At 44.9% G+C, this 14,311-nt stretch carries 13 protein-coding genes; 11 read left to right on the top strand and 2 right to left on the bottom strand.

All coding sequences use genetic code 11. The annotated features are described in order from the left end of the window. Nucleotides 1–13: 13 nt before the first annotated feature. The 6 genes from JSY36_RS04085 to JSY36_RS04110 all read left to right on the top strand — a co-directional run bounded on the left by JSY36_RS04085 (nt 14) and on the right by JSY36_RS04110 (nt 8,106). Complete coding sequence (locus JSY36_RS04085; protein ID WP_205165359.1) at nt 14–1,162, top strand: CamS family sex pheromone protein; 1,149 nt, start codon at nt 14–16, stop codon at nt 1,160–1,162. Between the two features lie 628 nt (nt 1,163–1,790). Beyond that, complete coding sequence (gene putP / locus JSY36_RS04090) at nt 1,791–3,242, top strand: sodium/proline symporter PutP (RefSeq protein ID WP_205165360.1); 1,452 nt, start codon at nt 1,791–1,793, stop codon at nt 3,240–3,242. An 870-nt stretch (nt 3,243–4,112) separates the two neighbouring features. After that, entirely contained in the window at nt 4,113–4,406 is a 294-nt protein-coding gene (gatC, locus tag JSY36_RS04095) for an Asp-tRNA(Asn)/Glu-tRNA(Gln) amidotransferase subunit GatC (RefSeq protein ID WP_122900481.1), read from the top strand. 10 nt (nt 4,407–4,416) lie between these two features. After that, nucleotides 4,417–5,871 carry an Asp-tRNA(Asn)/Glu-tRNA(Gln) amidotransferase subunit GatA gene (gatA, locus tag JSY36_RS04100; protein ID WP_205165361.1) on the top strand — a complete coding sequence of 485 codons (1,455 nt, stop codon included), beginning with the start codon at nt 4,417–4,419 and terminating at the stop codon, nt 5,869–5,871. A gap of 13 nt (nt 5,872–5,884) precedes the next feature. Further along, entirely contained in the window at nt 5,885–7,318 is a 1,434-nt protein-coding gene (gene gatB / locus JSY36_RS04105; protein ID WP_122900485.1) for an Asp-tRNA(Asn)/Glu-tRNA(Gln) amidotransferase subunit GatB, read from the top strand. A 335-nt stretch (nt 7,319–7,653) separates the two neighbouring features. Beyond that, a complete protein-coding gene (locus tag JSY36_RS04110) occupies nt 7,654–8,106 on the top strand; it encodes a hypothetical protein (protein ID WP_205165362.1) in 453 nt (150 codons plus the stop codon). A 272-nt stretch (nt 8,107–8,378) separates the two neighbouring features. Here the strand turns inward: JSY36_RS04110 and JSY36_RS04115 are convergent, their stop codons facing one another. Further along, nucleotides 8,379–8,876 (bottom strand): GNAT family N-acetyltransferase, encoded by a 498-nt coding sequence (locus tag JSY36_RS04115; protein ID WP_236784608.1) that lies wholly within the window; start codon nt 8,874–8,876, stop codon nt 8,379–8,381. Between the two features lie 127 nt (nt 8,877–9,003). On the opposite strand from JSY36_RS04115, the gene JSY36_RS04120 reads away from it, so the two are divergent. The 3 genes from JSY36_RS04120 (at nt 9,004) to JSY36_RS04130 (ending at nt 11,288) form a co-directional block, all read left to right on the top strand. Beyond that, on the top strand, nt 9,004–9,363 hold the full coding sequence (locus tag JSY36_RS04120; RefSeq protein WP_236784546.1) for a DUF3889 domain-containing protein: 360 nt from the start codon (nt 9,004–9,006) through the stop codon (nt 9,361–9,363). 142 nt (nt 9,364–9,505) lie between these two features. Further along, a complete protein-coding gene (locus JSY36_RS04125) occupies nt 9,506–10,138 on the top strand; it encodes a pyridoxamine 5'-phosphate oxidase family protein (protein WP_336511439.1) in 633 nt (210 codons plus the stop codon). Between the two features lie 97 nt (nt 10,139–10,235). Continuing rightward, nucleotides 10,236–11,288, top strand: coding sequence for a YheC/YheD family protein (locus JSY36_RS04130; protein WP_205165365.1), 1,053 nt, complete (start codon nt 10,236–10,238; stop codon nt 11,286–11,288). A gap of 203 nt (nt 11,289–11,491) precedes the next feature. On the opposite strand, the gene JSY36_RS04135 is transcribed toward JSY36_RS04130, so the two are convergent. Next, a complete protein-coding gene (locus tag JSY36_RS04135; protein ID WP_205165366.1) occupies nt 11,492–12,625 on the bottom strand; it encodes an amidohydrolase in 1,134 nt (377 codons plus the stop codon). A 153-nt stretch (nt 12,626–12,778) separates the two neighbouring features. On the opposite strand from JSY36_RS04135, the gene JSY36_RS04140 reads away from it, so the two are divergent. After that, the gene (locus JSY36_RS04140) at nt 12,779–13,084 is read left to right on the top strand and encodes a DUF5658 family protein (protein WP_205165367.1); all 306 of its coding nucleotides are present in this window, start codon (nt 12,779–12,781) and stop codon (nt 13,082–13,084) included. A gap of 302 nt (nt 13,085–13,386) precedes the next feature. Beyond that, nucleotides 13,387–14,301, top strand: a complete 915-nt coding sequence (locus JSY36_RS04145; protein WP_122900496.1) for a diacylglycerol kinase — start codon at nt 13,387–13,389, stop codon at nt 14,299–14,301. Nucleotides 14,302–14,311: the final 10 nt, after the last annotated feature.

A 14,311-nucleotide genomic window follows, 5' to 3' on the forward strand; every position in this document is an offset into this window, starting at 1 on the left:
AGGGGTGTAGAGGATGACAAAACGACTTGGGATTATCAGTCTTGCAGGTCTGCTTTTTCTGACAGGCTGTCTGCCTGCCATGGACAGAAGTGAAGAAGAAGTGATTGTTGTTGATGAGGAAGAAGAAGATGAGGTTGAATACGTCATCACACCGACGATCGAGACACCGGAGAACTTTTACCGTAACGTACTCCGCGACGGCCAGTACCACCGTAGCCCGACAAGGGGAAATGTCAGTTATTCCATGTCGAACCGGGTTGATATTGATCAGTTTGAAGTAGGTCTTATGGAGATTGCTTCAGCAAGCTTCAGCCAGGATGATTATTACTTCCAGGAAGGGCAGATCCTCGGCAGTAACGAAGTGAAGGCATGGCTTGGCCGTGAAAGTGAAGATAATGAACTGGGGCTCAATCCTGCTCTCGGTGAAGAGGAAGACCAGGTTGACCGGTTGCGGAATTCACCGTCCATTATTTCTCACCTGATGGAGCATAACTATATGTACGAAGACGGTGAAGATGGAGTGAAACTCGGCGGCATTGTGATTGGAATCGGGCTCAGGACCATTTATTATTTCCGGGACGATGACTACACAGGCTATGAAGTTCCGTTGGACGATGATGTTGTAGAGGCCTACGGAAAAGAAGCGGCTGAGAAAATTTTGAGCCGCATGAGGGGAAAAGAAGGATTGGAAGATGTCCCGATTACGATTGCCCTGTACCAGGAGGAAAAGCGAAATTCCATCGTTCCGGGTTCCTATATTGCCATGGCTGAATCAAATGGAGACCAGCTGGGAAACTGGGAACAAATCAATGATCAGTATTATTTCTTCCCGTCAAACCAGGCAACAGAGAACAACCGTGATCATGCGGACTCCTTTAATCAATTTAAACAGGATGTTGATGACTTCTTTGGCCGTTCAATAGGTATTGTTGGAAAAGCCAGATATAAAAGCGGCAGCATTGAGGAATTAAAGATCGATGTAAACCTTCAGTCTCACGGAAAGGCAGAAATCATTGCCCTTACCCAGTATGTGAGCGGGCGGATTGAGCAGCACTTTAACATCGATGCGCCGGTTACGGTGAACCTGGAGTCGGTTAACGGGACTGAAGCTCTCGTGGTAAAGTATCCGGGACAGGATGAACCCTTTGTTCATGTCTATTAAAAAACGCATAAAAAACCGCAGTTCATATGACCTGCGGTTTTTTTCTGTGAGTTCTTGTGATGAGGGTATTCGTTTTTGCAGGGCTTAAAGACCTAAGAGGGATTGATAAAAGTTACTAATATGAGAAGATGCCATTCCTTTTTACCTAAAAAAGGTGTCAGACAAGTGTGAGGATGTGTCGATTATGTGAAAAGATGATATTTATTTTAATTTTTTTTTATGAATATATATGTCTATATAAAACTGAAAGCGGTTAAAAACGAGGTTTTGGTGAATATTTATTCATTAAAACGTGCATAAAATAATATTTAGAATGTTCAAAATTAAATATTGTGTTATAGTTCTGCTTGTGCCTTGATTTTCGGAAGGAGCGGGTGCCACTTTTAAGGGCAATCACTGCATAAAGGTGAATATTGCCGTTCTGGCGAATAAGTAGGGTATATTTTGAGTAAGGTCAGTCAAAATAGCGAATGCTAACGAATACTTAAAATTGCACAAAAATAGGGGAGGGGACATTGTGGAAGATTACGCACTGACAGCAGCAACCTGGTTCTGGCTATTCGTGCCAATGCCAATTCTCGTCATTCTATCAATTATTACATTTTTCACTGAAAGGAGAAAATAACGAATGGATACGTCTACTTTAATTACGTTTATTATTTACTTAGTCGGTATGCTCGCAATCGGACTTGTAGCATACAAAATGACAAGCAATTTATCTGATTATGTTTTAGGAGGACGCCGCCTGGGCGGAAGTGTCGCAGCATTAAGTGCCGGAGCGTCTGATATGAGCAGCTGGCTTTTACTCGGTTTGCCTGGTGCCATGTATGTTGCCGGGATGACAGAAATCTGGATCGGAGTCGGTCTTGCCATCGGAGCTTACTTAAACTGGCAGTTTGTTGCCGCACGTCTTCGTATGTATACAGAAATTGCAGGAGATTCCATTACACTTCCTGATTTCTTTGAAAACCGGTTCAAGGACGACAGTAAAGTCCTTCGTATTGTATCAGCCATTGTTATTTTAGTTTTCTTTGCTTTCTATACGTCCTCCGGTCTTGTCGGTGGAGCATTGCTGTTTGAATCATCTTTTGGTTTTAGTTATACACAAGCGCTTTGGATTGGTGCTATCGTTATTATTTCATATACTTTCCTGGGAGGATTCCTGGCAGTAAGCTGGACAGACTTTGCACAGGGTATCCTGATGTTCCTTGCTTTAATTATCGTACCGATTGTTGCCATCAGCCAGATGGGCGGCTGGAATGAGACCGTAAATGCTGTTGGTGCGATCGATCCGGAACGACTTGATGTATTCTCCGGAATCGGCTTTGTGGGAATCATTTCCCTGCTGGCATGGGGTCTTGGTTACTTTGGTCAGCCGCACATCGTTGCCCGCTTTATGGCTGTTAAATCCAAAGACGAGATTCCTAAAGCCCGTCTTGTCGGTATGACTTGGATGGTATTTGCCCTCTTCGGCGCCATCTTCACTGGTTTTGTAGGTATCGCATTTTTCGCAGATGCACCACTTGAAAACTCAGAGACAGTCTTTATTCAATTTACACAAGTACTCTTTAACCCATGGGTAGCTGGTTTCTTACTTGCAGCGATCCTGGCGGCGATTATGAGTACAATTGACTCCCAGCTTCTTGTTTCTTCAAGTGCGTTGACGGAAGACTTCTATAAAGCTCTTTTCCGTAAGAATGCTTCACAGAAGGAGCTTGTATGGGTTGGACGTTTCGGCGTTCTGCTTATCGCGTTGTTTGCGATCTTCCTTGCCTACAATCCTGAAGCAACGGTTCTTGAGCTGGTGGGTTACGCTTGGGCTGGATTCGGTGCCGCATTTGGTCCGGTCGTTATCCTTGCTCTTTTCTGGAAGCGCATGACGAAAACAGGTGCTCTTGCAGGTATGATTGTCGGTGGTGCGACAGTTATCCTTTGGGATCTCTTTGTGCCAAGTGACCTGTATGAAATCATTCCTGGATTCATCTTTGCATGGATCGCGGTCGTAGTATTCAGCTTAATCGGCCCTGAGCCAAGTAAAGAAATCCAAGATGAGTTTGACGAATATCAGAAGAGCCTCTAAGGCTTCTAACAGAACCTCTCCCAATGAATATTGGGGGAGGTTCTTTTGCAATGTCTACTTTGAAAGAGAATTGAAATTCAGCTTCGCTGAACGGAATACGCTCCCTTTCCGCGGACTCGCGACGAGCCTCCTCAGGGCTCTGCCCTTGCGGGGTCTCGTCTGTCTCGCACTTCCGCAGGAGTCTCGCGTATTCCGTTCAACTCCGCATATTTCGTTGAGAAAATGAGGATAAAGATAACTTTGCTAAAAACAGGTGTCTATTTTCAGGTTGGGAATAATTTAGCATTGGTGTCTGTTGTCTCACTTCCTGTAAACAGAAGATGAAGCCTGCGTATCTTTCGATTTCAGCTGTGTATTCTGAAGACTTTTAAGTTACAATCTTTAATAAATGAAGTTCCTCATGGTATATACCATCGCCGATCATAACCCATAAATACTTCTTTTATATTAACCTTATTTTATTCAATAAGAGTTGATGCAACCGGAATGTTTGAAGAATCCTTTGGTAATGTGGGCCGGGAGAGACCCCCGCAAACGAAGTGAGAACCGCCCGCGGAAAGTGCAATGAGCGTAAACCAACATCTGCCCTCTTAAGAAATTCAGCTTTTTATATCCTCGCATAGCCCGAGAAGTCGCCGGCACCGCCACGGAAAGCGAAGAACATTCCGGCAGCATCCGGAGTCTGCAGCTATATTATTTAGATCTGTTCATTAACTTGTTGGTAATTCAGATATAATAAGTTATTGTGGTCAGTCTGTACCTTCTCCCGTTTGTTGATTGTGAGGGTGATCTTTGATAAGATCAGTTTATTATTGAGAAACGGAAAGGCGCCTGTGACAGCGCCTTTATTTCATGGATGGAGGGTAAAAAATGGAGCGGATTACAAAAGCTCAGATTAAGCACGTGGCACACCTTGCCCGTCTTGAGTTCACCGATCACGAAGTAGAGATGTTCTCCGAGCAGCTCGATTCGATTATCAATTATGCAGAACAACTGAACGAACTGGACACGACAAACGTGAAACCAACGTCACACGTGTTTGATGTGAAGAACGTTCTCAGAGAAGATGAAGTCAAACCGTCACTCAGTCAGGAAGACGCATTAAAGAATGCACCTGACCAAAAAGACGGTCAAGTCAAAATACCTTCCGTGTTCGAGAAGTAGGGGTGAAAACATGTCGATATTAGATCAGCGTTTTGCTCAGATCCAGGAGCAGTTACATAAAAAAGAAATATCCGTCACAGATCTTGTTGATGCTTCATACAAACGGATAAAAGACGTAGACGAAAACATCGGTTCCTTTCTGCACCTAAACGAAGAAGGAGCAAGAAAACGGGCAGGGGAACTGGACGAGCTTCTCGGTACAGATCAAGCAGCGGGGGCTTTATTTGGCCTGCCGGCAGGAATCAAGGATAACATCAGCACTAAAGGGATTCGCACCACATGTGCGAGTAAAATTCTTGATAATTTCAAGCCTCTTTATAACGCAACCGTTATGGAAAAGCTTGAACAGGAGAGCATCATCAATATCGGTAAAGTCAACATGGACGAGTTTGCCATGGGCTCATCAAATGAAAACTCAGGCTATAAAATCGTTAAAAACCCATGGGACACAGAGAGAGTACCAGGTGGCTCCAGCGGTGGCTCGGCTGCAACGGTTGCTGCAGGCGAAGTCTTGTTCTCTTTAGGCTCAGACACAGGCGGATCCATCCGGGAACCGGCTGCATTCTGCGGCGTCGTGGGACTGAAGCCGACGTACGGCCGCGTATCCCGTTTCGGTCTGGTGGCATTTGCATCTTCACTTGACCAGATCGGACCGATTACCCGCTCTGTAGAAGATAACGCTCATGTGCTGCAGGCGATTGCAGGGCACGACCGGATGGACTCTACGAGTGCAGGGGTAGATGTGCCGAACTACAGCGATGCCCTTACAGGAGATGTAAAAGGGCTTAAGATCGCTGTGCCGAAGGAGTACATTACAGAAGGGGTTGACCCTGAGGTCCGTAACAGAATCCGTGAAGCATTAGCGGCATTGGAGAAGCAGGGTGCGACAGTTGAAGAGGTTTCTCTTCCTCACACGAAGTATGCCGTGGCTACTTATTATCTGCTGGCCTCGTCCGAAGCCTCAGCCAACCTTTCCCGTTTTGACGGTATCCGCTACGGCGAGCGCGTGCAGGATGACAGCCTGATCGAAACGTATATGAAAACTAGAAGTAAATATTTCGGTAATGAAGTGAAGCGCCGGATTATGCTCGGGACGTTTGCGTTGAGCTCGGGGTATTACGATGCTCTTTATAAAAAAGCACAAAAGGTCCGTACACTCATTAAACAGGATTTCGATGAAGTGTTCTTAAAGTATGACGTGGTTATCGGACCGACTACACCGACACCGGCATTTAAGATCGGGGATAAAATTGAAGATCCTCTGACGATGTACATGAACGATATTTTAACGATTCCCGTAAACCTGGCAGGTGTACCAGCGATCAGTGTTCCGTGCGGACTTGCTGAAGGTCTTCCAGTAGGACTGCAGATTATCGGAAATCATTTCGACGAAGCAATGGTCTACCGTGTGGCCCATGCATTTGAACAATCAACAGAACATCATAAATTAAAGCCGGAACTATAAGGAGGGACAGCGAATGTCATTTGAAACGGTCATTGGACTTGAAGTCCACGTAGAGCTAAAAACAAAATCAAAGATTTTCTGCGGCTGCTCCACAGAGTTCGGCGCTCCGCCAAATACACATACCTGTCCGATTTGCCTTGGGCATCCAGGTGTGTTGCCGGTTTTAAATAAGCAGGCTGTAGACTATGCCATGCGGGCGGCGTTCGCACTGAACTGCGACGTGGCAAAAGAAACGAAATTTGACCGGAAAAACTATTTCTATCCTGACAGTCCGAAAGCGTATCAGATTTCCCAGTTTGATCAGCCCATCGGTGAAAACGGCTGGATCGATATTGAAGTGAACGGGGAGAAGAAGCGCATCGGGATCACCCGTATTCATATGGAAGAGGATGCGGGCAAGCTCACCCACGCGGATGGTGAGCACCATTCATTAGTCGATTTCAACCGGGTGGGCACGCCCCTCGTTGAAATCGTCTCCGAGCCTGATATCAGCTCACCGGAAGAGGCCTACGCCTACCTTGAAAAATTAAAGGCCATCATGCAGTACACGGAGGTATCCGACTGCAAAATGGAAGAAGGCTCTCTCCGCTGTGATGCAAACATCTCGATCCGTCCCGCCGGACAAAAAGAGTTCGGAACAAAAACAGAGCTGAAAAACTTAAACTCATTCATGAACGTCCAAAAAGGAATTTCCTACGAAGAAGTCCGTCAGGAGAAAGAACTGCTCTCCGGAGGTAAAATCCTTCAGGAGACACGCCGCTGGGATGCAGACAACAAGAAGACTATTCTTATGCGGATTAAGGAAGGATCTGACGACTACCGTTACTTCCCTGAACCGGATCTTGTGGAACTTTACATCGAAGACGAATGGAAAGAACGGGTCCGCTCGGAAATCCCTGAGCTTCCCGACGAGCGTCAGAAGCGTTACGTGAAGGACCTGGAGCTCCCTGAATACGATGCTCAGGTTCTTACCCAGCAAAAAGCCATGAGTGACTTCTTTGAAAAAGGCCTTACTCACGGAGCACCTGCAAAGCTTTTATCCAACTGGATGATGGGTGAAGTGAGTGCCTATTTAAATGCCAACGGAAAAGAAATCACAGATGTGCCAATGACCTCAGAAGGACTGGCTGGCATGATCGCTCTGATCGAAGATGGAACGATTTCCAGCAAAATTGCGAAAAAAGTGTTCAAAGAACTCATTGAAAAAGGCGGAGATCCGAAGAAGATCGTAAAGGAAAAAGGTCTCGTACAGATAACGGATGAAGGTGAAATCCGTACGATGGTCAACGATGTTCTGGACAACAACGATCAGTCCATCGAAGACTACAAAAATGGAAAAGAAAAAGCCATCGGCTTCCTCGTAGGCCAGGTGATGAAAGCTTCCCGTGGAAAAGCAAACCCTCAGATGGTCAATACCCTTCTTGTAGATGAAATTAAAAAGCGTTAGAAAGTAAAAATCCCGTTGCAAAGTTTACGCAGCGGGATTTTCAGGTTATGGGAAGGCGGGATGATAAAAAGTCCCAATTTAATTAAAATACCGTGAAACGTAATCCTTTTATTTTTAAACAGCAAAGAAAAAGCCACATCATCAGGTTAAGTAAGGAATCTTATGTTAAAGCAACGTTTAAGGGAGAATACGCCATCCTGGGGGCTTTTACCCCCGATCCTCCTGTTTGCCATTAACTTCCCACTTTGTTAGGATACATTATTGTGTGGTCCCGCAAGTATAATTCTGCTTGTCCGCACATACTTTACTTGTATTAAAAAAGGGAGGAAAACCTTATGAAAAAAGAAGCACTTCAGTTTTTCACAATGGCAAGTGTTACGATCACGTTTTTTACAGGGTTAATCTCCCTTGTAATCGTCGGCATTTGGGGCATCGGCTCCAATCTCGTACAAATAGAATCAGGATACAGCGTAATGTTGTTTGCCCTCGCTACATTCGGGTGGCTTATTCCTCTGCAGCTGCTGTCGCTGATCCGGATGCTCCCGGTGCAGCGTAGGCCGCTCCGTATCGTCTTCCCATACGTGGAGAGTCTGTTTCAAATCGCGGTGTTTGTTCTTTACCTCATCGGATTGAACACAGCCATAACAAGCGTGAATTTTACGAACATCGGAATGGTGACGTTCGCAGCAGCTATGGTTATTATGGCGAAGGTTGTATTTGCAAAAATGAACGAGTACGCACGTAAACTGAGAAAAAAGAACCTGGAAGAGTCACTGTCAAGAGATTAAAAAAACGAGGCCGCCAGAACGGTCTCGTTTTCTAAGTTGTCCAGAATTTATTAAGTTCTTAACACGGGATAAACTTTTTCGTTAGACTTTTCCACGTCCGGCTCCAGCGCCTGCGAGCTCAAGGTCTTTTTATTCCATCAGAAGAAGCCGAAAAGCGGCATCAATCTGATGGCATCCCTCAAATGCTTGTTCTAAAGCATAAGAGCAACTAAGACTTTCGCCATCATGGCGAAAAGCCAAGTTTTCTTTATCGCACCAATTACGCTTTTATTCTACATTTCTTTAATCATACATAAAAACGTCGCGGGCTTTTCTTTTACCTGACTGTAAAACACCTTTTCATCTGTAAATCCGAGACTCCTGTACAACCGGATAGCCCTCTTGTTGAAGGTTGCCACAACCAGACGGAACCGTTTCGTACCATAGGTGTCACTGAGAAACGTGAGAACCTGTGAGAAAAACGTTTTGCCCAGACCGTTCCCGGTCAAAGCAGGCTTCATGCCAATTCCAACATCGAGATAGCGGGCATCGCGGTAAATTCCTTCTTTATAACCGCCGGGCACGCGAGCCTCCTCACCGGCACAGCAAAAACCGATCATCTTTCCCCCGTGGTCCAAGCAAGCGTAGTAGTCTTCCTTGATCAGCTCGTTTATACAGTCGATTGTCGGATCAAGATTATATAATCCGTAAGGCTCAGGGTATTTCCAGAATACAATCTCTTCTGCATGTTTACGCCTAAGCCTTACAAATGTAAATGCCTCTTTTTTCATCGTTTTCACCTCAATAAAAACTCCCGAGTCTATATGTATTCGTGATTGCATCTAAATCTCCTTTTATAGAAATGTTGAAAGGAAAGCTGGACAGACTAAAGGGAAACGGTTATCAGGAGGAAAAACAATGAAAATATTTCTGGTGATGACGATTTTACTTGCCCATTTCCACATCAGTCCCCTCATGGTTTCAGCTCTTGAGAAAGAAGGAGAAGGGCTGCCTGCACAAAGGGAGCAACAGGAAGAACCTGCTTATGCAAAGTGGGGGAAGCTGGCTGTGGAAAAAGTGAAGGAGCGCTATCCTGAAGCGAAAGTGGTGGATTACCTTCATATGGGGCGGGAAGAGCTTGGAGAAGGGAAAGCCTCTGAAAAGTTTAAGCTTTGGCTGCGGGGAGAGGAACGGGAATTTGGTGTTTTCGTTACCATTACATTTGAGGAAGATTCGGATGAAGTAATTGTGATCGAATACGAAGAAACCGACAGATAAAGAGGACCGGAACCTGTTAAAGGCGAATGAAATAATAGAGAAAAAAGAAGAGGCAATGTCTTCTTCTTTTTTTCGTGTAAAACAGACATTTAAACAAACGTTTATTTGAAAGTCGAAAAGACGGGGAAAAGGGGAAATGAAGATGTTTTTTTCAGGTATAAAGCAGATAAAATCAAAAGAAGAATTAACCGGATACATCGGGGATCCGAGCCCGCTTGTAAAGGCGAAACCCATTGATCACCTGGACAGTCACTGCCGGACGTTTCTGGCTCATTCCCCTTTTGCTGTCCTTTCAACTTCCGATGAAAACGGGAGGTGTGATGCGTCACCAAGAGGAGATCATCCCGGTTTTGTCTACATTCTGGACGAGCACCACCTCATCATCCCGGAGCGCCCTGGAAATAAGCGAATGGACACTCTCAAAAACCTTCTTGAAAATAACCGTATTGGTCTGTTGTTTTTAATCCCAGGGTTCGGTGAAACGTTAAGAATCAACGGGAAAGGTGTTGTTATAAAAGATGAAGAGATTCTTGCACCGCTGTCAGTCAGAGGAAAGGCACCATCATTGGGGATTGGCGTGGAAGTAGAGGAATGTTTTATTCATTGTGCCAAAGCGATGAAGCGTTCCGGCATCTGGGATCAGGAGCGTTGGCCGGATACAGGTGCAATGCCCACTGCTGCCAGAATGCTTTCGGACCACGCGGCGTTAAAAAATCAGGATGAGAACGCACTGGCAAAAAGGCTGGAAAAGGGGTACAGGGAGAATTTATATTAACACTTTTTTTTGGGGGGGATATTGATGGTTTCACACAGGTACGGGATGTCCAACTCCATATGCTGATAGAAGAATACAGCTTATGGAGAGGTGTCGTATGATTGGAGTCTTGGTTAGTAAAAAAACATTCAAAGCGGTGGTAAAAGGTACAACAAAGATTGAGAGTCCTGGGAATTACCAGCGTTTTGCAAAGGAACATAAAATGCCTGTGGCTTTTTATTATATCAGTGAAGATCTCTTCCGGGGAGCACCTGTTAACGTGGTTGTGTTTTCTCCCAATTCAAAACCCCGTAAGAAAAAAATAAAACCACCTAAACATACTTTCTGCAGAATGGTTGTTGGAGGGCAGACAAAAAGAAGACTGAAACGGCTTATGCGCAGGACCGGAATGAAGTTTTATCAGCTTCAGACAGGAAGAGAAAGAAATAAGTGGCGTCATATCGCGATTCTTACCGGGAATTCAAAGACTGCAAGCTATGTACCTGAATCCCGACGGATGACCTCAGCTTCTTTTCAAGACCTGATACAGAAATATGGTGAAGTAATTATTAAACCAATCAGAGGGTCCCTTGGACGGAAAGTTATTATGATAAGAAAAGATGGTCCTCATTTTAAAATCAGCTCCAAAACGAAAAAGAAGCTTAAAGTTAAAATTGTGAAAGCAACAGTTTTAAAAAAGATCATCACTAGTTTATCTGGGCGAAAATACATTGTGCAACAAAAGGTGAGAGCAACTAAGGCAGCTGACCGCACTGTTGAGGTGAGGGTAAGCACCCATAAGAAAAACGCTTCTGATTGGGTGGTTTCAGCTAAAGCACTGCGTTTATCCAAGAAAAAAGACTTCCTGACGAACATTTCACAAGGAGCAAAAGGTGTACCTTTTAATGAAAAGTATTTCAAAAAGCCAAACATTAAATCGACTGTTGAAAGCGCGAGTAAAGAGCTAGCAAAACAGCTTGCTAAAAAGATTCCGGCGATAGATTTCGGGTTTGACTTAATGGTCGATGATGAAGGGAACGTATGGTTTATTGAAGCGAACTTGAGGGATATGAAGTTAACATACATGAGTGCGGGGGAATACGAATACTGGTACCAATCTGTTGCCCAGCCTCTTCGATTTATCGCAGGAGAAATGGCAAAAGACACATAGTAATGGCAGTTTTGTGACCCCGAAATTCTTTAAAGGTGAAAGCAATAGTACAATATCTTGCATCTTGCCGACCCGGTACGAGATAACATTCGTGCCGGGCATTTTTTGGCATAAGCTTGGTTTTAAAAGAGGAGCACTTTAAAGATGGTGTATTTCATTGTCGGACCGCCTTTATAAAATATCCCCGGGTTTTAGGAATACCATTATTTTGAAAACGCAGTTTGCCCGTTTACAACAGTCTCAACGACTTCTGCATAAGCATCAAAAGGATGCTTTGTCCATACAACGAGGTCGGCGTCCTTTCCTTCCTCAAGAGAACCTACACGATCCTCTACACCGAGGTGACGGGCGGCCTGGCTCGTAATAGCACGGAACGCTGTTTCCTCGCTAAGCCCGGCTTTCACAGCTGTAGTTACCTGAGTGAGGAGGTATTCGATACCAATCACCGGATGGTCGGTTGTAATAGAAATAGGGACATCGTATTTTTCCAGCTCAACGAGGGTGTGATACCCTTTGTCTGCAAGTTCAACTTTCGAACGGGTGCTCATGGTAGGCCCTACAGAGACCTGGTAACCTGATTCGGCCACTTCTTTTGCGATCAGATGGCCCTCTGTGCAGTGCTCAATCGTTAAATCGACATCAAACTCCTTTGCGATCCGGATGGCAGTGAGAATATCGTCTGCTCTGTGTGCATGGGTTCGAAGAGGAATCTTTTTCTCGAGTACGGGAATCAGCTGTTCCATACCAAGGTCCCGGTCTTTTAATTCTCCGTTATCTTTTTTCCTTTTATAATCCTCGGCTTTTATGAGTGTTTCCCGAAATAATCCGGCAACTCCCATTCTTGTGACGACCTTCTGTCCGTGAATCCGCTTCGGATTCTCACCGAAAGCTCCTTTCATACCGGATGGGTTACGGATAAGCATGTCGTCAATCGCATGTCCTGCTGTTTTTAAAACAACCATTTCTCCCCCGATAACATTGGCGCTTCCAGGCATTACCTGAACGGTTGTTACGCCGCATTCTCTGGCATCCTGGAATCCCCGCTCACGAGGGTTAATCCCGTCCAGCGCCCGGATGTGGGGCGTCACAGCACTTGACGTTTCGTTAAAGTCCCGTCCTTCAGCTCCGACGCCAGCTTCATGAACACCTAAATGCGTATGTACATCAATAATTCCAGGAGTAACAAACTTTCCTTCACAATCAATGGTTTCAGCATCTCCAGGAACGGTAATATGCTCCCCAACAGCAATAATTTTTTCACTGTCAATGAGGACCGTTCCATTTTTAATCGTGTTTCCGAGCCCGTCTAAAAGAGTGGCGTTTGTGTAAGCTTTCATATTCAGCATCCTTTCGAGTTCATTCATCATGAACTAATTCGATACTCTAAATATAATTCCTGCGTTTTTTCGTAATTGTAACATAATTGTGAAGTTGTTCTTTATTAAGAACTTATATACTTAAGGTAAACAAACCCTTGAGGTGAAACGGTGATGAAAAAGCTTTTGTTAAGTACAGCTCTGCTTAATATGACCGATGCTTTGCTTACGGTAGCAGGGATAAGGATGGGAGAGATTGAAGAAGCGAATCCGGTCATGGCATGGGCCTATGCCATCGATCCGTTGTTCTTTTTAACAGTCAAATTCGTGCTTACAGCAGCAACAATCATCCTTATTCCTGTGTTGCATTACCCACTGAGAAGGTCCATCGCGGGTATGGTGATCGTTGCTTTTACCGGGTATGTGTTCGTTCACGGCATTCATTTAGCATGGATTGGGTTATGGTTCGGGGTGTGGTGACTGGTGAAGGTTTCTATTGAGAACTTTTGGTGGTTTATGCAGGCTTGGGGGAAGCTTTATGAAAAACTTCAGTAGAATTATAAAGAATTCGACACCATACGGCAGACTCTTCTACCCTGCAGAGGCGGAAGATGTTGTTTTATATACGTTCAAATGTGCCCATGCTATTCATAGAATAGGATACGAGTAACCAGAGTGGCTTTGTCACAAGTGCGCTGGACAGGGGGCATTTGTTCTCATTCCATGACAAGCGTGCTATACTTGGTTGAACAGGACAGGATCGTGATGGGAGCGTACCGAACATGAAAAAAGCCAGACTGATCTATAACCCTTCTTCAGGGCGTGAAAACTTCAAACGCAACATTCCATATATATTAGAGAGGCTCGAAAAGAGCGGGTATGAAGCATCGACACATGCGACTACCGGGAAAGATTGTGCAAAGCGGGCAGCGGGACTTGCAGCAGACCGGAATTTTGACCTCGTAATTGCTGCCGGCGGAGACGGAACAATTAATGAAGTGATTAACGGTATGGCGGAAAAAGAGGACCGTCCAAAACTGGGTCTGATCCCTGCAGGCACAACAAATGATTTTGCCAGAGCCCTTCAGATTCCAAAAGAAATTGAAGGATCCTGCGACGTCATTTGTGACGGTCTTGAAAAGTCTATTGATATCGGAAAAATTGAAAGTCAGTACTTTATCAATATTGCCGGAGGCGGAACGCTGACCGAGCTCACTTATGAAGTGCCGAGCAGGCTGAAAACGATGATGGGCCAGCTGGCGTATTACGTGAAAGGTTTTGAAAAACTGCCTCGGATTCGTCCGAACCACGTCACGATCGAATATGACGGTAAGTGGTTTGAAGGTGAGATCATGCTGTTTTTAGTGACGAACACTAATTCAGTAGGTGGTTTTGAGAAGCTTGCTCCAAAAGCATTCATCAATGACGGACTGTTTGATATGCTGATCCTGAAAAAGACAAACCTTGCGGATGTAGTGAGACTCACAGGTGCTGCTCTGCGCGGTGAGCACATCAATGACGAGCGGGTCATATATGTTCAGGCAAACAGAATTAAGATTCACTCGCAAAATGAAATGCAGTTGAACCTTGACGGGGAATACGGAGGGAAACTTCCGGGGGAATTTGTAAATCTCCATAATCACTTTACGATGATGGTACCGAACAAACCATTGTCAAACTTTCAGGAACTTTATTAAAAAAAGTGAT

Source organism: Alteribacter salitolerans, from assembly GCF_016901055.1.
GTDB classification, from domain to species: domain Bacteria; phylum Bacillota; class Bacilli; order Bacillales; family Salisediminibacteriaceae; genus Alteribacter; species Alteribacter keqinensis.

What these genes read in the sequence shown, in the direction of transcription:
- JSY36_RS04135 (WP_205165366.1), bottom strand. Translation starts at nt 12,625, where the DNA reads ATGAAAGCTTACACAAACGCCACTCTTTTAGACGGGCTCGGAAACACG.
- gatA (WP_205165361.1), top strand. Translation starts at nt 4,417, where the DNA reads ATGTCGATATTAGATCAGCGTTTTGCTCAGATCCAGGAGCAGTTACAT.
- JSY36_RS04120 (WP_236784546.1), top strand. Translation starts at nt 9,004, where the DNA reads ATGAAAATATTTCTGGTGATGACGATTTTACTTGCCCATTTCCACATC.
- JSY36_RS04115 (WP_236784608.1), bottom strand. Translation starts at nt 8,876, where the DNA reads ATGAAAAAAGAGGCATTTACATTTGTAAGGCTTAGGCGTAAACATGCA.
- gatB (WP_122900485.1), top strand. Translation starts at nt 5,885, where the DNA reads ATGTCATTTGAAACGGTCATTGGACTTGAAGTCCACGTAGAGCTAAAA.
- JSY36_RS04085 (WP_205165359.1), top strand. Translation starts at nt 14, where the DNA reads ATGACAAAACGACTTGGGATTATCAGTCTTGCAGGTCTGCTTTTTCTG.
- JSY36_RS04125 (WP_336511439.1), top strand. Translation starts at nt 9,506, where the DNA reads ATGTTTTTTTCAGGTATAAAGCAGATAAAATCAAAAGAAGAATTAACC.
- JSY36_RS04110 (WP_205165362.1), top strand. Translation starts at nt 7,654, where the DNA reads ATGAAAAAAGAAGCACTTCAGTTTTTCACAATGGCAAGTGTTACGATC.
- JSY36_RS04140 (WP_205165367.1), top strand. Translation starts at nt 12,779, where the DNA reads ATGAAAAAGCTTTTGTTAAGTACAGCTCTGCTTAATATGACCGATGCT.
- gatC (WP_122900481.1), top strand. Translation starts at nt 4,113, where the DNA reads ATGGAGCGGATTACAAAAGCTCAGATTAAGCACGTGGCACACCTTGCC.
- putP (WP_205165360.1), top strand. Translation starts at nt 1,791, where the DNA reads ATGGATACGTCTACTTTAATTACGTTTATTATTTACTTAGTCGGTATG.
- JSY36_RS04145 (WP_122900496.1), top strand. Translation starts at nt 13,387, where the DNA reads ATGAAAAAAGCCAGACTGATCTATAACCCTTCTTCAGGGCGTGAAAAC.
- JSY36_RS04130 (WP_205165365.1), top strand. Translation starts at nt 10,236, where the DNA reads ATGATTGGAGTCTTGGTTAGTAAAAAAACATTCAAAGCGGTGGTAAAA.